The organism is Streptomyces sp. BB1-1-1 (assembly GCF_031597775.1).
GTDB classification, from domain to species: Bacteria; Actinomycetota; Actinomycetes; order Streptomycetales; family Streptomycetaceae; genus Streptomyces; species Streptomyces thinghirensis.
The window spans coordinates 115,538-139,669 of sequence record NZ_CP134205.1 but is presented as its reverse complement, the minus strand read 5'-3'; the positions used below and the strand labels follow the sequence as shown (position 1 = coordinate 139,669).

27 protein-coding genes are annotated in these 24,132 nt (G+C 69.7%); 2 read left to right on the top strand and 25 right to left on the bottom strand.

What is annotated here, in order from left to right; all coding sequences use genetic code 11:
* Window positions 1-36: 36 nt before the first annotated feature.
* From RI578_RS41275 to RI578_RS41170, 22 genes are all read right to left on the bottom strand, one after another.
* Window positions 37-1,329 carry a transcriptional regulator gene (locus RI578_RS41275; protein WP_310876140.1) on the bottom strand — a complete coding sequence of 431 codons (1,293 nt, stop codon included), beginning with the start codon at window positions 1,327-1,329 and terminating at the stop codon, window positions 37-39.
* A gap of 20 nt (window positions 1,330-1,349) precedes the next feature.
* Window positions 1,350-2,069, bottom strand: a complete 720-nt coding sequence (locus RI578_RS41270) for a DUF6302 family protein (protein ID WP_310876139.1) — start codon at window positions 2,067-2,069, stop codon at window positions 1,350-1,352.
* Window positions 2,066-2,962, bottom strand: coding sequence for an endonuclease/exonuclease/phosphatase family protein (locus tag RI578_RS41265; RefSeq protein ID WP_310876138.1), 897 nt, complete (start codon window positions 2,960-2,962; stop codon window positions 2,066-2,068). Before RI578_RS41265 ends, RI578_RS41270 begins: the two co-directional genes overlap by 4 nt.
* A gap of 26 nt (window positions 2,963-2,988) precedes the next feature.
* On the bottom strand, window positions 2,989-3,882 hold the full coding sequence (locus RI578_RS41260) for an endonuclease/exonuclease/phosphatase family protein (protein ID WP_310876137.1): 894 nt from the start codon (window positions 3,880-3,882) through the stop codon (window positions 2,989-2,991).
* Between the two features lie 400 nt (window positions 3,883-4,282).
* Window positions 4,283-5,104 carry an endonuclease/exonuclease/phosphatase family protein gene (locus tag RI578_RS41255; RefSeq protein WP_310876136.1) on the bottom strand — a complete coding sequence of 274 codons (822 nt, stop codon included), beginning with the start codon at window positions 5,102-5,104 and terminating at the stop codon, window positions 4,283-4,285.
* Entirely contained in the window at window positions 5,101-6,033 is a 933-nt protein-coding gene (locus RI578_RS41250; RefSeq protein WP_310876135.1) for a hypothetical protein, read from the bottom strand. Before RI578_RS41250 ends, RI578_RS41255 begins: the two co-directional genes overlap by 4 nt.
* Window positions 6,030-6,641: a DUF6624 domain-containing protein gene (locus RI578_RS41245; RefSeq protein WP_310876134.1), complete on the bottom strand. Its 612-nt coding sequence runs from the start codon at window positions 6,639-6,641 to the stop codon at window positions 6,030-6,032. Before RI578_RS41245 ends, RI578_RS41250 begins: the two co-directional genes overlap by 4 nt.
* The gene (locus RI578_RS41240; protein ID WP_310876133.1) at window positions 6,638-6,940 is read right to left on the bottom strand and encodes a helix-turn-helix domain-containing protein; all 303 of its coding nucleotides are present in this window, start codon (window positions 6,938-6,940) and stop codon (window positions 6,638-6,640) included. The genes RI578_RS41245 and RI578_RS41240 overlap by 4 nt, the downstream gene beginning before the upstream one ends.
* Window positions 6,937-7,359, bottom strand: coding sequence for a hypothetical protein (locus tag RI578_RS41235; RefSeq protein WP_310876132.1), 423 nt, complete (start codon window positions 7,357-7,359; stop codon window positions 6,937-6,939). The genes RI578_RS41240 and RI578_RS41235 overlap by 4 nt, the downstream gene beginning before the upstream one ends.
* The gene (locus tag RI578_RS41230) at window positions 7,356-7,646 is read right to left on the bottom strand and encodes a hypothetical protein (protein WP_310876131.1); all 291 of its coding nucleotides are present in this window, start codon (window positions 7,644-7,646) and stop codon (window positions 7,356-7,358) included. Before RI578_RS41230 ends, RI578_RS41235 begins: the two co-directional genes overlap by 4 nt.
* A 97-nt stretch (window positions 7,647-7,743) precedes the next feature.
* The gene (locus RI578_RS41225; RefSeq protein WP_310876130.1) at window positions 7,744-9,099 is read right to left on the bottom strand and encodes an MFS transporter; all 1,356 of its coding nucleotides are present in this window, start codon (window positions 9,097-9,099) and stop codon (window positions 7,744-7,746) included.
* The gene (locus RI578_RS41220) at window positions 9,096-9,617 is read right to left on the bottom strand and encodes a LuxR C-terminal-related transcriptional regulator (RefSeq protein ID WP_310876129.1); all 522 of its coding nucleotides are present in this window, start codon (window positions 9,615-9,617) and stop codon (window positions 9,096-9,098) included. The genes RI578_RS41225 and RI578_RS41220 overlap by 4 nt, the downstream gene beginning before the upstream one ends.
* Before the next feature lie 101 nt (window positions 9,618-9,718).
* Window positions 9,719-11,557: a glycoside hydrolase family 15 protein gene (locus RI578_RS41215; RefSeq protein ID WP_310876128.1), complete on the bottom strand. Its 1,839-nt coding sequence runs from the start codon at window positions 11,555-11,557 to the stop codon at window positions 9,719-9,721.
* Between the two features lie 239 nt (window positions 11,558-11,796).
* Window positions 11,797-12,483: an HAD family hydrolase gene (locus tag RI578_RS41210; RefSeq protein WP_310876127.1), complete on the bottom strand. Its 687-nt coding sequence runs from the start codon at window positions 12,481-12,483 to the stop codon at window positions 11,797-11,799.
* Window positions 12,484-12,488: 5 nt separating this feature from the next.
* Window positions 12,489-13,193, bottom strand: coding sequence for a hypothetical protein (locus RI578_RS41205; protein ID WP_310876126.1), 705 nt, complete (start codon window positions 13,191-13,193; stop codon window positions 12,489-12,491).
* A gap of 125 nt (window positions 13,194-13,318) precedes the next feature.
* Window positions 13,319-13,732 (bottom strand): hypothetical protein, encoded by a 414-nt coding sequence (locus RI578_RS41200; protein ID WP_310876125.1) that lies wholly within the window; start codon window positions 13,730-13,732, stop codon window positions 13,319-13,321.
* On the bottom strand, window positions 13,729-14,988 hold the full coding sequence (locus tag RI578_RS41195; RefSeq protein ID WP_310876124.1) for a cytochrome P450: 1,260 nt from the start codon (window positions 14,986-14,988) through the stop codon (window positions 13,729-13,731). Before RI578_RS41195 ends, RI578_RS41200 begins: the two co-directional genes overlap by 4 nt.
* Before the next feature lie 33 nt (window positions 14,989-15,021).
* On the bottom strand, window positions 15,022-15,603 hold the full coding sequence (locus RI578_RS41190) for an ATP/GTP-binding protein (protein WP_310876123.1): 582 nt from the start codon (window positions 15,601-15,603) through the stop codon (window positions 15,022-15,024).
* The gene (locus tag RI578_RS41185; RefSeq protein WP_310876122.1) at window positions 15,590-15,946 is read right to left on the bottom strand and encodes a DUF742 domain-containing protein; all 357 of its coding nucleotides are present in this window, start codon (window positions 15,944-15,946) and stop codon (window positions 15,590-15,592) included. Before RI578_RS41185 ends, RI578_RS41190 begins: the two co-directional genes overlap by 14 nt.
* 5 nt (window positions 15,947-15,951) lie before the next feature.
* On the bottom strand, window positions 15,952-16,392 hold the full coding sequence (locus tag RI578_RS41180; protein ID WP_310876121.1) for a roadblock/LC7 domain-containing protein: 441 nt from the start codon (window positions 16,390-16,392) through the stop codon (window positions 15,952-15,954).
* Complete coding sequence (locus RI578_RS41175; protein ID WP_310876120.1) at window positions 16,389-18,623, bottom strand: nitrate- and nitrite sensing domain-containing protein; 2,235 nt, start codon at window positions 18,621-18,623, stop codon at window positions 16,389-16,391. Before RI578_RS41175 ends, RI578_RS41180 begins: the two co-directional genes overlap by 4 nt.
* A 286-nt stretch (window positions 18,624-18,909) precedes the next feature.
* The gene (locus RI578_RS41170; protein WP_310876119.1) at window positions 18,910-19,551 is read right to left on the bottom strand and encodes a hypothetical protein; all 642 of its coding nucleotides are present in this window, start codon (window positions 19,549-19,551) and stop codon (window positions 18,910-18,912) included.
* Window positions 19,552-20,397: 846 nt separating this feature from the next.
* Between RI578_RS41170 and RI578_RS41165 the strand changes: the two genes are divergently transcribed.
* Both RI578_RS41165 and RI578_RS41160 read left to right on the top strand, forming a co-directional pair.
* A complete protein-coding gene (locus tag RI578_RS41165) occupies window positions 20,398-20,799 on the top strand; it encodes an ATP-binding protein (protein WP_310876118.1) in 402 nt (133 codons plus the stop codon).
* Window positions 20,796-21,836, top strand: a complete 1,041-nt coding sequence (locus RI578_RS41160) for an aldo/keto reductase (RefSeq protein ID WP_310876117.1) — start codon at window positions 20,796-20,798, stop codon at window positions 21,834-21,836. Before RI578_RS41165 ends, RI578_RS41160 begins: the two co-directional genes overlap by 4 nt.
* A 22-nt stretch (window positions 21,837-21,858) precedes the next feature.
* Here RI578_RS41160 and RI578_RS41155 read toward each other — a convergent pair whose 3' ends face one another.
* The 3 genes from RI578_RS41155 to RI578_RS41145 are packed head-to-tail and all read right to left on the bottom strand — an operon-like array spanning window position 21,859 to window position 24,104.
* Window positions 21,859-22,356 (bottom strand): NUDIX hydrolase, encoded by a 498-nt coding sequence (locus tag RI578_RS41155; protein WP_047181588.1) that lies wholly within the window; start codon window positions 22,354-22,356, stop codon window positions 21,859-21,861.
* Window positions 22,357-22,367: 11 nt separating this feature from the next.
* The gene (locus RI578_RS41150; protein ID WP_310876116.1) at window positions 22,368-23,564 is read right to left on the bottom strand and encodes a hypothetical protein; all 1,197 of its coding nucleotides are present in this window, start codon (window positions 23,562-23,564) and stop codon (window positions 22,368-22,370) included.
* A gap of 60 nt (window positions 23,565-23,624) precedes the next feature.
* Window positions 23,625-24,104: a PCC domain-containing protein gene (locus RI578_RS41145; protein WP_310876115.1), complete on the bottom strand. Its 480-nt coding sequence runs from the start codon at window positions 24,102-24,104 to the stop codon at window positions 23,625-23,627.
* Window positions 24,105-24,132 lie beyond the last annotated feature (28 nt).

The following is a 24,132-nucleotide window of genomic DNA, read 5'->3' as shown; positions in this document are numbered from 1 at the left end:
CCCGGGCGCGGGGCGTGCTGGCGGGGGCCGAAAACCTCAGAAGTCGAGTAGCGGCTCGCCCGCGTTCAGGCGGTCCAGGCGCTCGGACAGCCGCCGGCTCATGAGGTGCTGCGACGCCCGGGAGGCCTGCCTCGCCGCCGTCATGTGCTCGGCCGAGTCACCGCGCAGCCGCGCCAGCACGGCCTCCGTGATCAAGAGTTCCACTGTGTCGCGTGTCCGGTCCGACGGAAGGGCCGACGCCTCCTTGAGGGACTGAGTGCCCTGCTCGGCCAAGCCGGCGACGGCGAACGCCCACGCCGCCTGTCCTTCCAGCTCACGCAGATCGAACCACTCAAGCCAGGCCGGGCCGGCGCTGCTCTGCGCGCGGATGAAGAACTCGCGGGCCCGCTTCACTGCCGCCACGACCTGGTCCGCCTGCCCGTTCAGCGCCCACGCCCGGGCTTCGGTCACGCACGCGTAGGCCCTGACCAAGGGAGGGGCCCCCTGGGCCGCCAGCACAGCGCTACGCGCGTGAGCGAGCACATCCGACTGGCCTCCCTGCGTCGCCGCCAACCGAGCCTGATGGATGTGGACCCGGGTGACGCGGGCGCGGTCGCCGATCGCCTGGGCCAGCCGCATCGCCTGAAGGTCGTAACGCTGGGCGAGACCGGGAAGCTGGTCGTCGTAGGCCATCGAGGCCATCGCGAGGACAGCGTCCACCACGCTGCCGTACAGTCGGCGCCCAGTCCTGGCGGAGAAGCTCCCGTTCAACATCGGCGTGGCGTGCGTGTCCATCATCGACGCGAACGCGCCGCGGAACTTGCCCCCGCCGTGCTGGGAATCGAGCTTGCCGAACAGTCGCGTCTGCTCGTCGAGAAGGTCGATGTCCGCCGCAGTCACCTTGTGCTGCCCGTGACCACCGATCACGGCGTCGGCCGGCATGACGAGTGCTTCCCTCGAGGCGGGACCGAAGACGCTCGGAGAGAATGCGCTCTTGACGACGTTGCGCCGGCGCATGGCGTCCAGGGCCCACAGCTTCGAGAGCATCCGCACGGCGTGAGGGACATCCAGGTACTCCAGCGACTGCGCCGCGACCAGGCCGGTGTCGGACGGCCAGCCCAGGCTCTCCGGCGTCACCACCCGGTGCAGGGCATTGGACAGCACATGGCACGCGGCGGCCGCGAGGTCGGCGCTGGGGGTTGCGCCTTTGCACCATCGCGAGACGGTGCTCGTGACCACCGTGTAGGGCAGGTGGATGGCCTTGCATCGAGCGGCGATCCGGCGGGCGAAGCCGCTGATGGACCAGTCCAGCGTTTCCAGATGCTTGAGTAAGACCTCGTTGCGCTCCACCTTCGCTGATCCCGGCTTCGTCATCGCGCCGCCCATCGTCGTGAGGTCAGTGGAGAGGGCGAAGTGGCGCCAACCGGGAAAGTTGGCGCCCACGTCGGGGGAGGAGGGGAAGTAGGGGTGGGGCCGGTGGCGTTCACCTTGGCGGCTGAGACGAGCAGGGTGATCAGAACGCCCAGCAGAATCACGGCGAGGCAGCCGCCGAGATCGCGGAGCGTCGACTTCAGCGGATCCTGGTTCCAGGACCGCCCGTCGCCTTGGTCCGAGTCGTGCTCTACCTGGGCCGCCGGGCGGTCGGGGATCGAGCGGCGGCGAACGAAGGCGTCGATGGCGGACGGTGCGTACCCGAAGTGCCGGCCCCGTTCGGCGTCGTCCCTGGGCTGGACCGGGCCCCAGTCGACGGTGTGGCAGGTGTCTCGGTGGACCGACAGACCGAGGCGGACGCGCGGGAATCCGGGCCGGCCCCGCAGGGCAGCCCAGACGCGCACGGCATCGGCCACGGTGCCCACCGACAGGTAGCCGCCGCGGCGGCTACCGCCGGTGGGCACCGCAAGGAGTACGGCGCCGTCCACCTTCACACCAACCGCGCCGTTGAGGAGGTTCGGGTCGGCGAGGCGTTCCCAGAACCAGGCGTAGTCCTCAGCGCACTCTTCAGGTGAAGGGCGGCAGAGCGGAGCGGCGATGTGCGCCAGCGGGAAGCGGGGCATGGAAGGTGCGGGCTTCGCATCGTGGGCATCGGTCACGCCGCCCGGGTGAGCGGGTGGTTGAGGATTTCGGTGAGGGTGTCCCGGTCCAGGCGCACCACAACCGTGTGGTGGTCGGACAGGCCCTTCATGTCGACGACCTCGACCTCGCGGACGGCGGGCAGGAGTTGCTTGCTGGCGTAGATCCGGTCGATCCGCGCGTCCGGGCCGTGGGTGTCGCAGGCGTCGACCGTGGGCGCGACCGCGCTGGTGTCGCCCGTGGCCGCGACGAGGTGGCGGGCGACGTCCTGGAGACCGGCGGTGCGCAGGGTGTCGTCGGGTCGGTCGTCCATCCGGCGCACGCCGTCTGCCCCGCAGTAGGAGCGGTGCGCCCGGTGGGGCTCGTCCCGGATCTCCTCCAGGACGGGCAGGGCCGGATCTCCCGGGGTGCCGACGACGGGGTAGCTGTTGTTGTCGCCGCCGAGCAGCGCGGGGTAGTGGACGTACCGGTCGCCGTCCTTCACCCACTTGTCGTTCCACTTGGTCAGCCACTCGGCCTCCGCCAGGCGCGTCGTGGGGGAGCAGTAGTTGAGGTGGTAGGAGCCCACGATCAGCGGGGCCGCGGCGGGGGCCGTTCCGGCGAGCTGGAAGCTGCAGACGGTCGGCGGGAGCGCCCACACGGGGCCGGTTTTGGGGTACTCGCTGACCGGGGTGAAGAGGTCCGGGTCGTGGTAGAGGGCGGTGCAGCACTCCGGGCCGATCAGGCCGGTCATGCCGAGCACGGTTTCGGCCGCGTTCGCGAGGTCGTTGCCGTTGTCCTGGGCGTTCCACATCTCCTGTCGCAGGAGCAGATGCAGGTCGAGTGAGGACAGCTTGTCGTGCATCCGCTGCCACAGTGCGCGGTCGCCGCCGCCGTTGTTCTCGAAGTTGCAGATCGCTGCGTTGATGAGCATGGAGCTTTCCCCCAGAGGTCGAAGTGTCAGCGGGCGGGTGTGAGGACCTGGCGCAGGACGTCGAGATCGAAGCGCGCGACCAGCAGGGCATGGTCGGACACCTCCCGCACCTCGTCGGTGGCCAGGACGTCGAAGGCGAGGAGGGCCGGGGCGAGGTCGGGAGTGCAGTACATGCGGTCGATGCGCTGGGCGGGACCCTGATCGTTGCGCTTCAGGCTCGACGTCGCCGCAAGGGCGCCGGGCTGGCCGAGGATGGTGCCGGCGTGCAGGCCGAGGTCGGTGAAGACGGGGTTGCCGCCGGAGAGGATCTCGTCCGGCCGGGTGTCCGAGACACGCCGGCCGTCGCGCTCGATGGTGCGGTGCTGGAAGTGGACGCGGTCCTCGACCGTGTCCCAGTCCGGGAGCGCCACGGACTCCAGCTCTGTCTGGCGCGGGTAGCTGTTGGCGTCCATCCCCACCAGGGCGCTGCGGCCATGATCGGCGAGGGTGGTGAGCCGCCTTGCTTCGGTCGCGCGCAGGTCCGGGTCGTAGTGGCACAGGTGCGCCGAGGCGAGGTCGAGCGACTTGGAGCAGCCCTTGAGGCGGACGCGGGGGTTGCAGATCGGCTTCCACGGCAGGTCGTGCTCGAAGTAGCCGTCGATGAGGAACAGGGTGGGGTCGACCATGACGCCGACCGGGTTCTTGCTGCGCCCCTCCCGCGGCGCGGGCATGAACGGGACCAGGCCGCCGAGCCGATTGGCCTCGGCGTACAGGTCGGCCTTCCCGCGGTCCCACGCGCCGGTCAGTTCTTGGCGCAGCACGATGTGCGGTTCGATGGAGGCGAGGATGTCTCGGGCCAGGTCGCGGTGGTCCTCCCCTCCGCTCCGGCCGCGGCCGTTGTGCTCGATGTTCCAGCAGGCGATGCGCACTTCATTGGTCACAGACGGCAATCCCTGTTCGTGGTCTCGACAGTGGGCGGACGCGGCGGGGCTCACCCGGGCGGGGGTGAGGACGCAGTGGAAGATCGCGTGGCCGAAGGGAGCCATGGCCAGGAAGCGGTCGGAGACCTCGGCGACTGCGTCGTCGGCGAAGGCCTCCAGGCACCGCAGGGCCGAGGCGAGGTCAGGGACTGCCGGGACAGTCGTGCGCCCTCGTGCAGGGTGATGAACGGGACGGGCCGTGACGCCCCGGCCGGGATCGGACTCAGCACGACGACACCAGGAGAGTCCGATCGTCTCCACGCCCGGCTGACGCGGCCGGAGCGCGCCCGCATGGGCCGCCACGTCTGCTCTGCCACACCGGCAGTGAGGGCGGCACAAGGGGCAGGGCGCCTGAAGTGGATCACGCTGCCCCCGCCTGCGGCAGTTCCAGCGTGACGATGAACGGCAGGTGGTCGCTCAGGCCCCGGGCTTCCTCGGTATCGGGGACCTCGCACCCGGTCAGGGCGGGAGCGAGGCCCGGCGCGAGGAGGATGTGATCCGAGCGGTGGTCCCACCGCTCAGCGTCGCTCCAGTAGCCGGCCGTGCGTGGCACCGGGATGCCGAGCGCCGCGACAGGATCGGTGAAACCGGCGTTCACGAGCTTGGCCATCGCCAGGCGGTCACTGGCGCCGTAGCTGCCGTCGGGCAGTTGCGACCGGTGGCGGGAGTGCAGTTCGGCCGGAATGACTCCCCAGTCCTCCAGCTCCTCGTCGACGAGGCCTTGGACGTTCAGGTCTCCGGCCAGGACGACGCGTCGGCCGGCGGCGCCGTACTCGGTCAGCCAGTCGGCTTCGCGGGTGCGGCTGCTGCCGTTGAACGGGGCCAGGTGGGTGTTGAGCACGGTGAGTTCGTGACCGTCCACAGTGAGGTGGGCACGGGAGACGGCATGGTGGAAGGTGCCTTCTGCGACATCGGGGTGGAACGCCGTACACCGCACGCGGGGCCACCGGTACAGGGTGACCAGGTGACACTTGTGGCTGTTGGACGGAGCGAACTGGGATTGCATCCCGAGAAGTTCGGCGAAGCCGAGCATGCGGGCGTGACCGCCCTCGTCCCACCTCTTCGCCTCCTGCAGGCACAGGACGTCCAGGTTCTGCGCCCGAAGGAACTCCGCCTGGGCGCGCCAGCGCTCACCGCCGCCGTTGAGCAGGTTGTACGTACCCAGCCGAACGGTGATGGTCATGCCGCACCGCCGGCAGCCGCCTGGTGGTGGCCGTGGGCGGACGCGGCGTGCCGGTTGTCGTGCGGCTGATACATGGCGGCGGGCCGGTGCAGGATGGTGCGCATCTGCGCGAAGTCGAACTCGGCGCGCAGGGGCAGATGGTCGGACAGTCGGCGCAGTTCCGGGGTGTCGCAGACGGTGTAGCTGGTCAGGGCGGGGGCGAGTTCCGCGCTGAGGTATCCGCGGTCGATGCAGTACCTGGGGCCCTTCGGCCGACCGGGGTGGTCGCGGTAGCCGGAGGAGGGGTTCAGGGCATCCGGCTGACCGAGGTGCTCGGCAGCGTGGCGGCCCATCTCGACGTATCCGGCGGCGAGCATCTCGCGGTCCGGGCGGTCGTCGGTGTGACGGCGGCCGCCGTCGAAGTAGGTGCGGTTGGCTACGAAGGCGAGGTCGTCGTAGTCCTCCCACGGACCGCCCTCGTCGGCGCGGTAGCTGTTCCAGTCCCAGAAGTGGAGGGCGAGCCAGCCGGGCTTGGCCAGGGTGGAGCACCACTTCGCTTCGGTCAGCCGGTACTCGGCGGACCAGTAGCAGGCGTGCCCGCTGACGCAGTTGATCTGCCGCGGGCTGAAGGTGCCATCGTCGTCGCGCAGTCTCACCGCGATGTTGGCCGGGGCATGCCAGGGGGCCCAGCTCTGCTCGTACTCCTCGACGAAGGCGAGCGGGCCGCCGCGCTTGACGAAGATGGCGTTGTCGTTGTTGCTGCCGGGCCGGTGGACGGCGATGTACCCGTCCATGCCCAGACGCTCGGCGAGGACGTCGAGCTGTCCGGGCTGGACCTCCTGCTGGAAGAAGATGTCCGGGTCCTGCAGCTGCACCCAGGTCGCAGCTTCCTCCCAGTTGATGCCCTTTTCGACGTTCCAGTTCAGCGCGGTGATCGTGCTTGCGTTCATGCCGCGTTCCTTTCGGGCAGAGGGGCGGGCTCCGCTGCAGCGGAGACGGATAAGGAGGCGAGCGGCCCGTGCCGCTCACGCAGACGGCGGGTCTGTTCGGTGTACGGCGGCAGGCCCGCGCCGGCCCGGCGGGTGTCGAGCTGCGCGCGATCGGCGATCGGGTGCGGCTCGAGGAGCCCGTCGGGGCGGTACCAGTGCTGAGTTCCGTACATCTGGGCTTGCCCCACGTTGACCAGGCAGCGGTCGTGCAGGTGAGCGAGCTGGGCGCTGGTGGCGTCACCGGCTTCCACGGCTCTCCGGAGCAGACCAAGTAGCGTCCGCTGAAGCGCCGGGTCGTGGTCGGCGTGCACCGCGATGTCCACGGCGGCCTGGCAGGCGTCCGCCCCCACGGTGCTGCGGCCCGGCCACTGCCCGAGCCGTTCGACGATCCGCTTCAGCCCGGCGGCGTTGTCGTGCTGGGTCTGGGCGAGGGCCGCCAGCGCGTGCGGTGACATGCCGAGGCGTTCGGCGCCGGGTGTGCGCCAGTGCTCCTTGGCCCGTTGCGCGCGGTCCAGCAGGTCCTCCGCGAGAGCGGGGTAGCCCGGTTCGGGCTGGTGGGGGTCGTTCACGAGCTCACCTGCTCTTCCGTGCCGGCGGTGCGGCGCCCGTGCTTGGTGGCCCCGGCTTCGCTCAGGAGGGAATGGATGGCTCCGTAGGACCGGTTTGTCACCTCGCAGATCTCCCGGATGGTGACCGTGCGGCCCGGGGTGCGGTAGGCGGCCACGACCTTCTTCGCGAACTTCGCCCGCGCGGCGCCGATGAGCTTCTTGCCTGTCTCGATGAAGGGCAGATCGAGGCGTCCGGGGGGAGGGGTCGACTCCGGGCTCCGTGTCGCCACGGCGGCCGCGGGCGTTCTCGGTGAGGTCACAGGACGCTCTCCTCACGCGCGAGGGCAAGCCCCGCTCCGAGGGTTCGGATGTGCTCGAGCATCGCCTCGTACTCCTTGTCGTCGTCGCTGATGTCGAGCCGGGAGGCGGCGAGGATGCCGTGGATCTCCCGGCGCAGGGCCGCGGCGAGCAGCCGGGCGAGCTGAGGGCGTGTGGCCGGGCCGGTCGGTCCCGTGATGTCGAAGGTGCGATCGGCGACCGTCCAGCCCAGGCGGGTCGCGAGGGCCTGCGCGGCGGCGAGACGGGGAGCGGGATCCTCCCGGAAGCCGACCAGTACGTACAGAGCGATCCGCTTCTCGCCCGATTCACGTCGCAGGACCGTCTCCAGTTGCGCGCGTCGCAGCAAGCCCAGGCGAGACACCGCGGCATCACGGTCCAAAGCAGTCGTCACAGTGGTCATGCCGGGCCGCCAGCGACCTTGAACTCAGGCCACGGCCACACCGGTTGGGGCCGTGCGGAGGTGGTGTGGAAGACGGCGTACTGCCCAGTCGGGACGAGCCCCGGAAGGGGAGCACGCACGGCGAGGAGAATGCCCGCCACCGCCACCGAGATGCGTAAGGGCAGATCGCGCAGGTCAAGTGCCGCCGACACCTCTTCACGGTGTTCAGCGCGCGGACGCTGTCGCGGAACGGCGGCCTGTTGCTGGCGGCCCAGGGGGATGCGGTCTGGTGCAATCGAGACCTTCACGGGAGGTTCCTTCAATGCGGGGGCACAGGACGTGGGGAAGGCTTGGCGAGTGCTCTGCAGCCGCACGAGGGAAGAGGCGGCGTCGAACCGAGCGCGATCAGCGGACACGGGCTCCGCCTTCTTCCATCGGTCGACTGATCTGAGCGGGCAGCGCTGTGGCGGCGCCGCCGGGCATGACCTGCAGCTGGCGGACGGGCGAGACCCACAGCAGTGCAACGGGGCTGAGGAGGAGCACCGTGCCGGTCAGCAGCGCGGCCCACACACCGACCACGGCAGCGACGGCGCCGGCCACCAGGGTCGCCAGGAGCCGGGCCCCGGCAACCAGCCACACGGAGGTTTGCTGGACACGGGACTGAAGGTGAGATGGGCACAGTTGCTGGCGGAGCGACCGCTGTGTGGAGGCCGCCGCCGTGACCGCTACCGCCTTGACGGCGCTGGCGGCGACCAAGGTGATCAACCATCCGTGCCCGGAGCGGGCGAGAAGGAGCGGAATCCCGCATATGGGGTACGCGGCGAAGCCGACGAGCAGGACCATTCCGGGTCCCAGCCGGCGCACCATCCGGCTGGCACCCAGGGCGCCTACGAGGCTGCCGACCCCGACCGCGCCCAGCACCAGTCCGAGACCGATGTCGCCGTAGTCGAGTTCGGTCAGCAGGTAGTACGCGAAGTACGTCGTGACGATGGCCTCGGCGAACGCGTGGTAGGCCATCGTCAGGACCAGGGGCCGCTGAAGCGGATCTCGCAGTACGTGCGCCATGCCCTCACGGATCGACGTGATCATCCCGGCGTGCGGGACGGCTGAATGCTGGGCTGCGTGGACGGTGGAGATACGCGAGGCGCACCAGGCGCTGATCAGGTAGGACGCGGAGTCCAGGAGCAGGCAGCGGGCGGCGCCCAGCAGACTGACCGCGGCGGTCCCGACGTAGGTTCCGGCGGATCCGGCGACGGCGAAGGCCGCCATCGCCTGGGCGTTGGCATCGGGCAGGAGTTCGGGTTCCACCAGCTCGGGCACGATGGCGATCGCCGCGGCCTGGTGCAGCACCGTCAGCGCCCCCAGCAGGAGCGCCACGCAGTACAGGACCGGCATGGACAGGGTGCCGGTGGCCCAGCAGGCGGGGACCACCGTGACCACCGCGGCCGCCGCGAGGTCGGTGCCCACCATCAGCTGCTTCTTGGAGAAGCGGTCGCCCGCGACGCCAGCGGGCAGCGCGAGGAGGAACGCGGGCGCCATCATGGCGGAGGCGAGCGTGGAGACCTGGCCCGGAGTGGCGTCGAGTTCCATCGCTGCGATCACCGGGAGCGCGACTGCGGAGACCGACGAGCCGGCCAGGGCTGTTGCCTCGCCCAGCCAGTAGGTCCGGAAGCTGCGGTGTCCGCGCAGGGAGGGCGCCGGTGTCGAGGAAGGGGCAACGGGAGCATCGACGGATGCCGGCTGAGGGGGCAGAGGACTCACCGTGCCTCCCGGTCGGACATGGTCCACAGAAGGCCCGCGCGGGCGGCGTAAGCGACTGCTTCGGCCCGCTGGTGTACGCCCAGCCGAACGAAGATGTTCTTGAGCGTGGACCGGACTTGCTCGGGGTTTCGGCCGAGCCGCCGGGCGATGCCCATACGCGTCAGCCCCTCAGCCACGAGGAGCAGGACGTCGACCTCCGAGGGCTTCAAGAGGATGCCGGGCTGCCCGAGCGTTTGCTGACGCGTCGGCTCGGCCGCGGCGGTCCGAATGCTGCTTCCCAGTCCAGGCGGGAGGCGGTGCCCGCCATCGGCGGCCAGAGCCTTCACGCGCTGAAGGAGGTCCGGGTCGTCGTGCAGTTCGGAGGTGCGCACCACCGCTGCCACGCCGTACGGCGCGACAGCGACGATGTCGTGAGCGCCGACGAGGTCGGCCATCAGGACGACCGGGACGTCGGGGTGGCGCTCGTAGTGGGACTTCAGAGCGTCATGGCAGGCTCGATCGATGCGGTCGGCGGTCACGACCACGACGCCCTGGGGGGCCACGAAGCTGCCACCTGCGGGACCCGGAACGGGCGCGGCGCCCCTTGGGGGCGAGCCCTCGGCAAGAGCGTTCCGACTCATCAGGCCGCTCCCTCGAGCGCGGGGAGCGATGCCCGCTGGTCACAGAGTTCCAGTTCGAGGGCTACCTCCACGACGCCGAAGTGGCTGAAGCCCTGCGGGAAGTTCCCGAGCTGCCGCTGCAGCTTCGAGTCCCACTCCTCGGCCAGCAGCCCGACGTCGTTGCTCAGGCTGAGAAGGCGCTCGAACAGGGTGCGTGCGTCGGCGTAGCGGCCGATCATTGCCAGGTCCTTGGCCAGCCAGAACGCGCAGACGAGGAAGTCACCCTCGTCACCCGGCAGCCCGTCCATGCCGACGTCGTCACCGTTGGTCGGGTAGCGCAGGACGAACCCGTCGGAGGTGGAGAGTTCCCTCTGGACGGCCTCGATGGTGCCGATGACCCGCTCGTCGTCCGCCGGCAGGAAGCCCACCTGGGGGATGAGCAGCAGCGCGGCGTCGAGGTCCTGGCTGCCGTAGTACTGGGTGAAGGTGTTGCGTTCGGCGTCGTATCCGTTGGTGCAGACATCGTGGTGGATGGTGTCTCGCAGCGTCCTCCACTGCTCGACGGGGCCGTCGGCATGACCGTCGTCGACGAGTTTGACGGCCCGGTCGACCGCGACCCAGGCCATCACCTTGGAGTGCACGAAGTGCTGGGCGGGACCGCGTGATTCCCAGATGCCCGCGTCAGGCTCACGCCAGTGCGTCTCGACCGACTCCACGAGCTTGGTCAGAAGGGTGTTGCTGGTCTCGTCGCGTTCCAGACCGAACAGGGCGGCCAGGTGCAGGGTCCCGATCACTTCGCCGTACACGTCCAGCTGGCGCTGGCCGGCGGCGCCATTGCCGATGCGTACCGGTGCCGACCCCTCGTAGCCGACGAGCCAGTGAAGCGTGGTCTCCGGCATCTCGCGCTCCCCGGCGATGCCGTACATGATCTGCAGGTTCTCCGGGTCGCCGGCGACCGCGCGCAGCAGCCACTCGCGCCAGGCGCGGGCCTCGTCGAGGTAACCGGCCCGCATGAGGCTGGAGAGGATCTTCGCGGCGTCCCTGATCCAGACGTAGCGGTAGTCCCAGTTGCGGACACCGCGGATCTCTTCCGGCAGCGACGTGGTCGCCGCGGCGGCGATCCCTCCGGTCAGTGGGTTCGTCAGTGCCTTCAGCGTGATCAGTGAGCGAATGACCGCGGCCCGGTAAGGGCCGCTGTAGGTGCACCGCGAGACCCAGTCCGTCCAGAACTTCTCGGTGTCCTCGAAGGCCTGGTCGATGTCGAGCTTGTCGGGCGCGCCCTTGTAGGAGGGCTGCCAGCTCAGAGTGAAGGTACTGCGCTCGCCCTCGGCGAGCGTGAGGCGGGAGCGTGTGGTCAGCGACTCGCCGTGGGTTTCCGCATCGGTATCCAGCCAGACGGCGTCGGGGCCGGCGACCGCGCGGGTGCGGTTGTCAGCGGTCTTCTGAACCCAGGGCACGACCTTGCCGTAGTCGAAGCGCAAGGACAGGGCGACATCGACGTCGACGGTTCCGGTGACGGCTTCGGCTATCCGCACCAGGCGCGGCGTGTCGTCGGCGTGCGTGCGCGGCGGCATGAAGTCCGTGACGCGCAGCGTGCCGGTCGGGGTGTCCCACTCCATTTCCATGATCAGCGTGTCGCCGCGGTAGGAGCGGCGGTCGGCCGCGGGGCGCGAGCTGGTCTCGGGCACCGACGGCCCGATGTGCCAGTAGCCGTTGTCGGGGGTGCCCAGCAGTCCGGCGAGCACGGCCTCCGAGTCCAGCCGGGGCAGGCACAACCAGTCGATCGTCCCGTCGCGGCCGGTGAGCGCGGCAGTCTGGAGATCGCCGATGAGTGCGTAGTCCTCGATACGCCCAGCCATGGAAGTCCGTTCTGTTCGATGGTCCTGCGGGGGGACCGCGGTGGTTGTCGTGTCGTGCGGCTCGACGCCCGCGGATCGCGGGAGCCACGGGGTGCGGTGAGGCCGGCGGAGCAGATGCTGCGCGGCCTCGCTTCGGCGCGGATTACAGCGGGGTGGGCAGCTGCGCGGCGGTGGTGATCACCGCGACGGCGATCAGGAAGGTGGCCAGCCGGGCGATGTCCTTGCCTCGCACAGGTGAATCACCCGCCCACAAGAGCGAGGGGAGAGGGTCGTTCCGGACGGGGCGGGTTGGCGAGCAGCCAGGTGGCCGCCTCAACCACGTCGTGCGCCACGTGGGTGGGTTCCGGGTCGAGGTGCTGGCGGGTACGTCCATTGGCGATCCATACGGTGCGCAGCCCCGCGTGCTGCCCGCCGCCGATGTCGGCGATGAGACTGTCGCCGGTCATCACCGCGTGGGCGGGATTGTCGACGCCCAGGTCGTCCAGTGCGACCTGGAACAGGGCCTCGTCCGGCTTTCGGATGCCGTACTCGCCGGAGATCACGACCGAGGCGAAGTAGCGGGTCAGGTGAGCGGTTTCGAGCTTGCGGCGTTGCGCGTCGGGCGATCCGTTCGTGATGACGCCCAGTTCCCAGCCCTCGTCGGCGAGTTGCTGCATGGCGGTGCAGACCTCGGGGCGGTAGGGCACGAGCTCGGCGGAGCGTCGCCGGTAGTCGGCGTGAAGGGACGCGATGGAGCGCCGGAGTCCGAAGGTGTTCTTGAGGTCGGCGAAGAACGCGTGGCGGGCGCCGCCATGGAGCGTCTCGGCTCTCATCAGCGCGGACAAGGGGATGCCGGTGGAAGCGCAGAACTCCTCCGCCCACCTGGCGAAGGCCGTTGCGTGGTCGGTGAGAGTGCTGTCCAGGTCGAAGAGTGCCGCTTTGTGCATCGTGGTCACCCCCACACCGGGCCAGGGCCCGACAGCGCGACCCCGGCTGGGCAGGCCGTGGGGAAGTCAGCCGCCACCAGGGTGGTCACGTCGAGTTCGGCGTTGGTCAGCTCGCGCATCAGCTGGCGGGCGACCAGCCGGTGCAGGGCGTCATCGCCGAAGCGGACGACCTGGTTGGGCTGCGGGTGGGGGTCGGTGGGGGAGTACAGGGTGCCCCGCACGCCGATGACTGGGGCTTCGCGCACGCGCAGAGCGATGAACCCGCCCTGAAGTTCCCGGCACGCGCGCAGGGCACGCCGGGCGCACGGGACGCAGACCGCGGGCGTGGCGGTCGTGATGCTGGTGGGGAAGGACACGAGCGCCTGGGTGTTCTCATCGGCGTTCAGGAGCCAGAGCGTTCCGCGTTCGTCGCGGTCCGGGTCGCCCTGGCAGACCCCGCACAACGGCCGCCCGTCCATGACCTCGCGCTGACGCGCGGGGTGGTGCGCGGCCCAGTCCGGCTCGCCGGTCGGACTCCCGCCCCACCGCTCCCAGAGCAGGCCGTCGACGTCGCGGTCCTCGGGCCGTTCGTCGGCGAAGTAGACGTGCCCGTTCTCGTCGAACAGCACGGTGACGTCGCACTCGAACTCGCCCGCGAGGGGGGCGATGTACAGGGGGCTGCGCCGCTCGGGGGTCTGGTTCGTGGAAGGTGGGGCGCTGAGGGCTTGCACGGACGTCTCCTGGTCAGACGGTGCGGATCGGCTTCGGTGTCTGCGGTGCGCTCGGGTGGCCGGCGCGTCTCCGGGTCGGCTGGCTGCGGTTATGGGTGTTGCTGTTGGGCAGCGGAGGCGGGGCCCTATGCGTCGGCTGCGAGGGATGTGAGGACGGGGTGGACCAGCAGCGGTCGGCTGAGCCGGTTGCCGTCCCGGCTCACCCATCCGGATGCGCCGGTCCACGCGTCTGGCCGGGCTCCGGGCGTGGGGAGGGTGAGACTGGTGCCCGCCTGGAGGTAGGTCGTGTCCGGCGGCCAGGCGGGTTCGTCGGACTCCGGGGGGAGGAAGATCCCCCACTGCCCGGCGTGCGCGAAGACCCAGCCCAGAGGAGCGGTCCGGGCAGGTCTTCCCGCCAGGGCGCTCGTCAGGAGCCGGCCGAGCCGCTCGGACATGAGCAGGACCTCCCAGTCGGGCCCCACCCGGCGCGGCCGGGGGGCCAGGGCGAGATCGGGTTCCGGTTCCAAAGCGGTGCGAGTCACGAGGGTTGCGAGGGTCATGTCACGGTTCCTTGCTGGCACGTCTCGGTCGAGCGGGCCGGGGCGCCGGAGGCGGACGGGCGGGGGGCGAGTTCGACGGCGAGCGGCGCGCTGCTGTAGCCGCGCAGGAGGTTGTTCAGGACGCGGACCGGCTCGCCGTCGAGCGTGAGGTGGGAGCAGCGGGCGGCCAGGGCCCGCAGGACGGTTCGCGCCTGGAGCTCGGCGAGCGGGATGCCTGCGCACAGGTGCGGTCCGCCGCCGAAGGCGAGGTGTTGGTGGTTACGCAGGCGCCTGACGTTGAACTCGTCGGCTTCGTCGCCCCAGTGGCGGGGGTCACGGCCGGCGGAGCCGTACAGCAGCCACACCTGGTCGCCCGCGGGCAGGTGGACGCCGCCGATGTCGGCGTCCTTGGTCAGCAGCCGCCCGAAGCCCTGTATCGGGGCCTCGAGTCTCAGAGCCTCGTGGAAGGCGGGCGTGGCCCAGCGGACGGGGTCGCGGCGGAGGACCTGCCACTGCTCCGGGTGCCGGGCGAGTTGAACGAGGCAGTCGGCGAGGCCGAGGACGGTGGTGTCGATGGCCGCGGCCGTGTAGGCCGAGGCGAGCGGTACGGCGTCGTCCTCCTCGATCTGCCCGGCATCGACGGCTTCGAAGATGGCCCCCATCCACGATTCGGAGGGCACGTTCTCGCGGATCAGCTTCTCGTGGAGCATCTCGACCATGCGGGACGCCAGCGGCAGCGCCTGCTGGTAGCGGTCGCCGTGCGGGCCGAACACGTCGAACGTCGCCGCCGCGCCGGACAACAGCACTCTTCTGTCCGCGTCGGGCAGGCCCATCAGCTCCATCACCGTGTCGCAGACCATGTGGCGTGCTAGGGCGACGGCGTCGAACCGGCCCGGCTGCGTGTACTGGTCCACCAGGCGTTCGGCGCGGTCGGTGATCCGGCGGGCCAGGGCCTTCATCGCGCGGGGAGCGAGTTGCTTGGACAGGACGCGCCGGAGCTTGGCGTGCTGCGCACCGTCGGAGGCGAGGACCGTACCGGCGAGGATCTCCCGGTTGGCGAGGGCGGTGAGGGCTATCCCGCCCTCGGAGCTGAAGACGTCCGGGGCCTTGAGGATCGCGTCGAGGTCGGCGTGCCGGGGTATGGCCCACACGCCGTATTCCTCCAGGTGCACGGCGGCGCCGGTGCACCGCAGGGCGCCGTACGCGGGGTACGGGTCGGCCAGCACGCGGTCGTCGAACAAGCGAAGGGAGCTGGTGGGCGCGGTGCTGTTCTGCATGGCTTCTCCCGGTCGAGGGCTGGTCAGCGATGGTCATGCGGTCGTGGCGGCGCGGGACCGGGAGATCGCCCGGTCGAGCACGGCGAGCAGGGCGTCGCGTACGGAGGCGCGCTCACGGGCGTCGATCATGACGACGTCGTCCTCGTCGACCGTCTTGAGGGCCGCGGCGATCTGGCTTCGGTTGAAGTCCTGCTGCCGGTGGAAGCAGTTCACGGCGACGATGTACGGCACGCCCTTCTCCTCGAAGAAGTCGAGGGCGGGGAAGGACGCCTCGAGCCGGCGGGTGTCGACCAGGACGATCGCGCCCTTGGCACCCTCGACGAGGTCCGGCCACATGAACCAGAACCGGTCCTGCCCCGGGGTGCCGAAGAGCATGAGCACGTCCGAGTCGAAGGTGATCCGGCCGAAGTCCATGGCGACGGTCGTCGTGTCCTTGTCCGGCGTGCCGGCCAGGTCGTCGACGGTGGTACTGAGCTGACTCAGGCGCTCCTCGGTGCGCAGCGGGGTGATCTCGCTGATGGCGCCGATCAGCGTGGTCTTGCCGACGCCGAAGCCTCCGGCGATGAGGATCTTCACGCTCTGCGCGGGCGGGTCGCGGTGATCAGAGGTTTTCAAGTCCGGTCCTGATTCTGAGGAGGAGTTCGGTGTCGGGGCCGTTGTCACCGACGAGGCCTTGGTGGGTGACGAGTGCGCGGTTCTCGAGTTCGGCGACAAGGGCAGCGGTGGGGGTGAGCTTGATGCGGAGGTTGGCGGCGATCTCAGCGACGGCGATGCCGGTGGGACGGTCGGCGAGACGCAGGACCGTCTGCCACTTCTCCGGGACACTGGCGAGCCGGTCCGGTGGTGCGGTCGTACGAATCAGGGTCTGCATGGTGATCCGCCTGCCGTCTTCCGCGCTCGGTGCGGCCAGGCGCGGGGCCGTCCAGGTGAAGGGACGGACCCCGCGGTGCGGGGCCATCGTGGTCAGCTCCCGGCCGCGCGGGGCGCGGTGTCCATCCGGGGCTTGAACGCGCCGGCGATGCGAACCGTCTCGCGCATGGCGTCACCGAGGCGGGCGTCGAGGGGGAGCACCACGACCAGCACGGATCCCTCACCACACGTCGTGGCGATCACGTGATTGCGCTCCAGCGTGAGGTTGACGTGCTTGAACTTGGACGTGTTGCCTTCCAGCGCCCTAGCCGTTCCGTTGGCGAGGCTGGCCAGGCCGGAGGCGGCAGCGGCGAGCGTGTCGTCCTGGCCGTCGGGCAGCCCGTACGCGCACCGAGCCAGGCCGTCCGTGGACAGCAGCAGCATGCCGATGGCCATGGGCACGTTCGTCGCGAGCTGGTCGCGGAGGTTGTCGAACTGCTTCTCCTCGCCCGGCTTCTTCGGGGCCACGGTGTTCGGGGACTGCATGAGGCTCATCGCTGATCTCCTGGGTTGGTGTGCTTGATGTCGTCGAGGGCGTCGAACATGCCGCCGTCGTGCGCGGCGGAGGGCGGGGGCGTGGTAGTGGCCGGCGGGGTGGAGCCCTCCGACGCGTCGGCGCGCAGCTGCGCGGCCAGGTGAGTACCCGGGTGCCGCTCAGGGAGTTGTCCGTCCGCGCCGGCCGATGCTGGGCGCGGGGCGGGCAAGGCAGCCGTCTGGGGCGGGGACTGCGCCCCGCCCAGTGCCGTTGTGGGTTCCTGGGGCCGACGGAGCTGCAGGCCGCTTCTGGTGACGAGCTCGGACGCTGCGGGAGCGGACTTGGTCTCCGGCTGGTCGGGGGCTTCGGCGTGCAGGGCCCAGGGCACCAGCACGATGGCCGTCACCCCGCCGTAGGGGGAGTCCCGCAGCGTCACCGTCAGGCCCATGCGCTGAGCGAGCTGGCCGACGACGAACAGCCCGAGCTGGTCCGTCTCCGTCAGCTCCCGGTACAGCGGGGTGTGCGCCAGACGGGCGGTGAGCTGGGCGAGGTGACCCGGCCACATCGGCTGCCCGCGATCCTCGACCTCGATGGCGATGCCGGCGGAGGTGCCCGTGACACGGATGACGACCTCAAACTCCTTCGGGGAGAACTTCACTGCGTTCTCGATGAGTTCGGCCAGCAGGTGGATCAGCTCGGGCGCCGCTGCGGCCTTGATCCATGCCTGGGCGCGCACGTCGTCTCGGGTTCGCCCCATGCCGGCGCTCTCGCTGATCGCGCTCATCACGATGTCCGCGATGTACAGGGGACGGTCGGAGTCCTCGTCCAGGTACCCCCCGGAGAGGACCAGGAGGTTCTCCAGCAGGCGTCGCTCGCGGGTGGCGGTGTACTCCAGCGCGTAGAGGTGGCCGACCAGTTCGCGATCGGAGTCGTACCGCTGCTGCAGGGCGTCCAGGTCGGTGAGCAGGGTGCGGGAAAGGCCCGCGGCCCGGGTGGCGACCATGCCGCTGAACCGCTGGAACCCCTGTCGCTCCTGGTAGAGCGTGAGGGCCGCGTCGGCGGCCTGGTGAGCCAGGGAATGAACCGCACTCTCGATGCGCGTGAACTCATCCCCGACGTAGGCGGGTTCCCCCGGAAGAAGGGCGATGTCGGCAGCCTGGCCGTGCTGCAGGGCATCGACGATGGCCGGCAGGTGCTCCGTCGCCACGGCTGTCGCTTGGGCGCTGACCTGGCGGGAGCGCCGGATGACGGTCCGCAGGAGGCCGACGATCAGCGCGGAGATCACGATGATGGCGAGCAGGCTGCCACCCACCAGCCAGAGCACCTGGGCCCGGATTTCGTCCGCCCGCTGGTAGCCGTGGGCGAGCAGCCCCTGAGTGCGGGCCAGGTTCAGTGCGGCAACCTTCTGGCTGACCCGGGCGTAGGTTCCGTCCCAGTCCTTGAGCGCGGTGATGTTCTGCAGGTCGGCGCCGTCACCATCGTCGGGTGCGTTGATCACGGCCTGCTCGGCGCGCAGCAGCGCCTTCCAGTCCGCGCTGGCGACGATGGCGTCGTACTGCGCCTTCTCCGCCGCAGGGAGGTATGGGGCGATCCACCGCTCGTACATCACCTGCTGCGTGCCGTAGGCGGAGGCGAACGCAGTTCGGCGGGCGGGGGTCATCCGGCCGGACGGCACGGACGCGGCCAGCAGGGTGTCCTGCTGGGCGAGCGCGTCACTGGCCCAGAACAGGCCAACGAGCGGTCGGGTCTCCAGCGCGAGCGGCCCGTCATCCATCGCGGACAGGGCCTGATAGAAGGCGATCATCCGCGCGATGAGGTCGGTGTAGTAGCCGGTGGCCTCGTCCGTGGTCTCCGTACGGGCGTCGACGCCCTGCCGGGTCTGCGGGAGCTTCTCCAGCCGCGTGTAGATGTCCTCGACGTACTCCCAGCGGCGCCGCTCGTCCGTCTTGAGCGTGGTGCCGGACAGCGTCTTGAAGCTCGCGATGCCCTGGTCGGTCAACTGCCGCTGCTTGTCCAGCGCCTTCTTGTTCGTGGCCGTGGGATGCGCCAGGTACGCCGCGGTGAGCTTCCGTTCGCTCTGCGCACCCACGAAGAGAGGCAGGCTCGCTTCTCCTCCGAGGCGGCCGGTGGCCGAGTCGCGCCGCAGGCTGTCCTGCCGCTGCCAGTCCGGCCACGCGTTCACCGCGACTGCGCCGATCAAGGCGGCGACCGTGATGACCGCGACCATCACCAGCCGGGCGCGTACGGTCACGACGAGTCGGCGCCTTCTGCGCCGCCTGGGCTGAGTGGGGGAGATGTCGGGGGTCATGGAGTCCTCGGACGAAGGGTCGGGGGAAACGGGCAAGGGTGTGGACCGGCTGCCGCGGGGGGCCTGGGAACCGCGGCAGCCGGGGCGGCAGCACGGGGGATCTGCCACTTGCTTTCGGCTTCCGGGACCGGGCCGGCGGTGTGCCGAGCGATCCCCCAGAGTCGGAAGCCGAAAGCCCACGGGCGAGCACCGGCGACGGGCGGGGCGTGGTGTGTCGCCAAGCTCGGGTCTATGCGGGCGGTCTGCAGTCCCCCGGCGAACCCGCCGCGGTACTGACCAACTCGGCCACGCGACTCGACTTGTGCTGCGAACGGGTTCGGGTGGGGCCGGACTCCAGCATCCGGGCGGGCACGGGGAGGAGCATCGGCTCCGTCCGTTCCGGCTCGCCCGGGTTCTGGCGGGCGTCCACTGCCTGGCCACCGGAGGGGAGGGGGCCTTGTGTGTCCGTGCGACGCGGCAGGGCGTTCACACGGAGAGCGTCGATCAGGGCCTGGGCGATCTCTGCGAGCCGGATGGTGAGGATCACCAGGGGCATGCGTCCATCCGGCACCGGCTCCCCACGGATACGGCGTGCCTGGATGACCAGGGCCGGGGCCGTGTCCGTGCCTTCCAGGAGTTGCTCCAGGTGCGGGAGCTGCTGGCGCAGCCCTACGAGGAGCAGCATGACGTCGTTGTCGTCGCGGGGCAGCGGCGAAGTGCCCATCACTCGTTCCACCAGGTCCTCGACAGCGTGCACGGTGCCGAGGGGGTGGCGCCGCCCGATCTCGAAGGCGCGGGAAGAGGGGCGTCCACGCGAGTCGCGCTTCGGACGCAATGCCGAGTACACGTTGTCTCCGATCAAGGGGCGGGAAGAGGCCGGTCGGTCTTCCACGACCTGGTGGTTCAGTGCGGTGCCTGTGTCGGCACCGCTACGCCGAGGCCGGCCGAGGCGAAGCCGTGCCGCATCCTGCTGTCCCGCCGAACTGCCCTCGCGGACATCGGCAACGGGCAGGACGCCAAGAACCGACGCGATGAGAGTGATCACGGCAACCTTTCCGTGGACGGCGGGGCGAAGGAGCTGCGAATAGCGTTGCCGTTCCCCGGCATGCTCCGATAGCGAAATCGGACCCCACTTCTCCCCACTTCGAGTGCACGGAGGACGACTGAAACCCCCCTTCAGATCCCAGAAAGGCACGGACAATAGTGATGAATTCGGGCACGCGCCCCGACGTTGATGCTCTTCTGCGTGACACCGCCGCTGGAGATCAGCTTCGCCGCCCCACTTCGCCCCACTTCCCTGGAAGCGGTTGACAGGATTTCCGAAAGTGAGGTAAATGCGATCTGCGCGGCCTCTGAGACCCCCATCTTGGTATCTGCCCAGGTGAGGTGGCATCTGGCGCGCGAATGGGGGCATCGCTGCTGGACGGGAGAATGGGCGGCAGCCGCTTACTGAAACATCTCGACTCGTGCCAAGCGTACGAATATCGTCTATTTGTTCCCGCTTCGGTTCCCTTGGTGCGTCTCTGCGCGCGCCGGGAGAGCGATCAGGCGTCGGTGAAGTGGGGAGAAGTGGGGGCGGGTTTCGCTATCACCCTCGCCGCGACATGCGCCACGGTATTCAGCAGGACGTCCCGTCCGTGCCCCGGGCATCGCGATTGCAGCGAGGAGTGATCCCACCGTGCTTGGTCCTACCAGCACTGTCTTGCCATGTGTCCATGGACGCGACGGCGGTCGCGAGGTGACGCACGCTGCGATTGACCTCTACGGCCTCGAAGCCCCGCAGAGCGCCGCCCGGCACATAGTCCGCACGGCTCTCGCGGGGACGGCCGACAGCGAATACACGGACGACGTGGTCCTGGTGGCTGACGAGCTGGTGGGCAACGCCGTCGAGCACGCGGGAGCAGCGCTCGACATCTCCCTCGATGTGTACGACTGGGGAGTGGCAATCCAGGTTCGGGATGACGGTGAAGACACCACCGCGGTGCCGGGGGTACCACCGGCCGCCGATGAATACGACGAAGGCGGGAGAGGCCTGTTTCTGGTGGACGTACTGGCGAGCGCCTGGGGAGTCCAGCGCGACAAGAAGGGGAAGCGGGTCATCGCGATCTTCCTCTACCGGGCCGGAGACGCTGACCGATGACACTGAGCGATCTCGCGCCCCGCCGTTTGGCCCCAGACCTGACGGTGCGGCCTCTGGGCATCAGCAGCGGAACCTCCCGTTGGGCCCCGAGCGCCCCTCACCCCCAGGACGCACGGCTACTCGACGGGCTGCGGCGCGCTCTGGAAGCCGGCGGCAAAGATGACGGAATGCAGTTGCTCGACACAGCCGACAGCCACCGGTGCGGCCACGCCGAGCGACTGGTCGGCAAAGTTCTCAAGGAGCACCCGGGTCACAGAGTCCAAGTCGCGAGCAAAGTCGGCCGGATGCAGGGTTCTGCTCCGCACCCCTACGCCGGCCCGCGGGTCCGCCACCAACTCGAGCAGACCCTGGAGAACCTGTATCTGGACCAGTTGGCCCTCTACACCCTGGAGTCCTACGACTTCGGGCTTGGCGACCGGTACCTCGACCCTGTGATCGAGCAGATGCGGGCCCTACGCGATCTCGGCCAGATCCGAGCTATCGGGCTGCGAGGCCCAGGATCTCGCTCCTCAGAACGCTCGATAGGTCGCTTCCTGGACCTTTTCGACCGGATCCGCCCCGACGTGCTCTGGACGCAGGCGAGCGCGTTGCTGCCGCTGGCCGATCTCGGGGAAGGTGAAGATCTCGGCGCCTTCGCTGTGCGCCACGGCGTCGGTCTGGTGATCGCCTCCCCGCTGGCGCATGGGGTGCTCGCGGGCGGCTGCGTGGAGCGTGCTCTGGCCGTGTGGCCGGACACGGAGCCCGGCCATGGGGCGGTAACTGCAGCAGTCACCCACGGTCTCGCACAGCTGGCCGGCCGGTTCGGCTCGTCTCCGCAGGATCTGGCCCGGGTCGCTCTGCGGGCCATCCTTCAGCGTGTCCAGAACGCTGTGCTAATTCTCGGCATCGGCGACGAGCAGCACCGGCACGACCACGGTCTCCTCGGCCAACCCCTCACCGAGCAGGAACTCGCTTTCGCCGAAGAGGTATTCGCCCGCGTGCGGAGCGCGCTGTTCAAGCCCGACGAGCGCGCTCCATCCGTGGAAGTCATCGTGTGATCATCCGAGCGGACGGGCTCCTTCAGAGAGCGACTCCATCGCGGAGGTAGCGCGGAACCCCGTCGTCCAGGACCTGGAGGGCGTTGACGGTCCGAGCGCGCTGGCGCTCTGGCAACAACGGCAGCGCTTCCGGGATCTCGAAGAAGCGGTGCTCGGAGATCTCCTCGTCGACCGGCTTGAGTCCGGCAACCTGCTCGGCTGACAGGACGCCGGCGTCGAAGACGAACCCGAGGAGGTCGTCCCACGGGCCATGGGGCCCGACCCAGTCGACGACCAGGAACCGAAGATCGGCAACCGCGAGGTCGAGCTCTTCCCTGAGCTCGCGTCGAAGGGCGTCCTCGGGGGCCTCGTTGTCTTCGGCCATGCCGCCGGGCAGATCCCAGCCCGATTTGTAGGTCGGATTCACCAGAAGCAGCCTCCCGGCGTGATCCCGGATCAGCGCGTCCGCAGCGGCACGCTTCCGGGCCTGCTGGGCATTGCCCTCGGCCAGGTAGGCCTCACGGCCGGGATCGCCTGGCATGGGTGCATCTTTCACTGCGGACCTTCCGGGAGCGCGAGACTGCCGAGCAGCAATCTACGGTGCTGTGCCGTGGCGGTCATCCGTGAGAGGAGCTCGCGGACCTCGCGGATCTGTCGGTAGGGGCCGAAATCAGCCTGCAGAGCGTCGAGTTGATGGCTGAGGCGCAGAGACGTCACCGACTGGCTGGCGTTCAGCAGCTCCATGCCGACCGAGCAAGCGGCGTCGGGCCTCCCCTGCGCGAGGAGAACTCGCGCCAACGTGACCTGCCCGAACGCGCGGCTGCGGACCCGGCTCGCATCCCGCAGCGCCAAGGCGTGCTCCGCTTCCTTGGCTGCCGCTTTGAGCGCGCCAAGATCCAGGAGAACAGAAGCTGCCTCGCTGGTGAGTGCTGCCTCGTCGAACGGAGCGACCCATCTGGACGGCGGCGCCGTCCGCGCGAGGGCCAGGGCTTCGCGTGCCGAATCAAGCGCGCGCTGCGCCTCGGACTCGGCATTGAGCTGCGCCAGCGCCCGGGCCTCCATGGCGTGCAGGCGAGCCTTGAGGGTCGGCACCTGCGGGCCGGCCACGAGGCGCGCGAGCCCGCTGCGGGCGAGATCTGCCGCGGCATCGACCTGACTGGTCTGCAGGGCGAGGTGGCTCATGCCGGCCATCACGTTCGCACCCGCCGCCACGTCGGTCAGACTCTGCGCCAGCCGACGGGCACGATTGAAGTGGCCGGATGCCAGGTCGTCTCGGCCCGCATCGTGGGCCATCCAGGCTGCCATCTCGGTGAGGACAACCGCCGCGCCGAAAGCGGTCTCGCTGTCTTCGTCTCTGTCCGCTGCACCGAAGAGGGCCGGGGCAACGACCGTGTTGAGGTAGTGCACCACAGACCGGTACACGTGCCCCCCGCCGAGCTGGCGGTCAGCGAGGCGGAACGACTCCATGGCGGCCAGGTGAGGCGAGCTCGAGTCGTTCCCCGCCATGGGAGCCGTAGTCGTTACTTCGGGCTCCAGCGAACCGAAGAGCTGATTGGCCGGCTCGCCGAACAGGTGCTCCAGAACACGGCACGTCGTCGGTCGCGGAAGGCCCTTGATGTCTCCGGCCATCCAGCGGTCCCAGGTGGACCGTGCGACGTACACGGAGGCAAGGGAGGCGTTGCCGTCGAGCTGGGCAACCTCCTTGGCCGCCTGCTTGAAGTGGACCGTGAAAGTCTCGAAGATGCGCATGCGGTGGGTCTCCACCACCTCTGGGAATCGGATTGCCCTGCGCATCGTCACACTCCGCCTTCAGCTGCTCTTGCCGAAGCCGAGCAGGGGTACGTCGTACAGGTCCGCGCTGCGCCGGCGAGTCAGGGCCGGCCCGTCGACGTCACCGACGACTTCGACGATGGGGATCTCGCAGATGAACTGCACCGTCGCGCCGAGCAGGTGCGACACCCGCCCTTCGGCGGACTTCGCCTTGAGGCCGGCCGCGACATGGATGTGTGGGGCCAGGCAGTCTTTCTCGGGGTCCCAGGCGAGCGTCCCACCGCCGAGCGCTTCAAGCGTCTCGACGTGTACTTCTTCCCACAAGGGGGCCTCGGGGTCGGCGAGGGGTTCACACGAGCCCACCAGCCGGGCCGCCCGGAGGCCGCCGACGAATGTCGGGATGTATCCGGCCCGGATGTCCTGGTCCGCGCAGAACTGCGTGAGGCCCTCCAGGAAGTCCTCCCCGTGGTCGAGAGCGAGCACGAACTGCCTGCCGGTGCGGACCTGGGCGAAGCGCATGGTGGGTGTCCTTTGTGCTGGTCGATGA

Bases quoted from the DNA above. Each gene is read 5' to 3' on its own strand.
- RI578_RS41150 (WP_310876116.1), bottom strand. From the start codon at position 23,564: ATGCGCATCTTCGAGACTTTCACGGTCCACTTCAAGCAGGCGGCCAAG.
- RI578_RS41255 (WP_310876136.1), bottom strand. From the start codon at position 5,104: ATGACCATCACCGTTCGGCTGGGTACGTACAACCTGCTCAACGGCGGC.
- RI578_RS41145 (WP_310876115.1), bottom strand. From the start codon at position 24,104: ATGCGCTTCGCCCAGGTCCGCACCGGCAGGCAGTTCGTGCTCGCTCTC.
- RI578_RS41215 (WP_310876128.1), bottom strand. From the start codon at position 11,557: ATGGCTGGGCGTATCGAGGACTACGCACTCATCGGCGATCTCCAGACT.
- RI578_RS41180 (WP_310876121.1), bottom strand. From the start codon at position 16,392: ATGAGCCTCATGCAGTCCCCGAACACCGTGGCCCCGAAGAAGCCGGGC.
- RI578_RS41195 (WP_310876124.1), bottom strand. From the start codon at position 14,988: ATGCAGAACAGCACCGCGCCCACCAGCTCCCTTCGCTTGTTCGACGAC.
- RI578_RS41265 (WP_310876138.1), bottom strand. From the start codon at position 2,962: ATGCTCATCAACGCAGCGATCTGCAACTTCGAGAACAACGGCGGCGGC.
- RI578_RS41160 (WP_310876117.1), top strand. From the start codon at position 20,796: ATGACACTGAGCGATCTCGCGCCCCGCCGTTTGGCCCCAGACCTGACG.
- RI578_RS41235 (WP_310876132.1), bottom strand. From the start codon at position 7,359: ATGACCACTGTGACGACTGCTTTGGACCGTGATGCCGCGGTGTCTCGC.
- RI578_RS41210 (WP_310876127.1), bottom strand. From the start codon at position 12,483: ATGCACAAAGCGGCACTCTTCGACCTGGACAGCACTCTCACCGACCAC.
- RI578_RS41200 (WP_310876125.1), bottom strand. From the start codon at position 13,732: ATGACCCTCGCAACCCTCGTGACTCGCACCGCTTTGGAACCGGAACCC.
- RI578_RS41185 (WP_310876122.1), bottom strand. From the start codon at position 15,946: ATGGCCCCGCACCGCGGGGTCCGTCCCTTCACCTGGACGGCCCCGCGC.
- RI578_RS41155 (WP_047181588.1), bottom strand. From the start codon at position 22,356: ATGCCAGGCGATCCCGGCCGTGAGGCCTACCTGGCCGAGGGCAATGCC.
- RI578_RS41250 (WP_310876135.1), bottom strand. From the start codon at position 6,033: ATGAACGCAAGCACGATCACCGCGCTGAACTGGAACGTCGAAAAGGGC.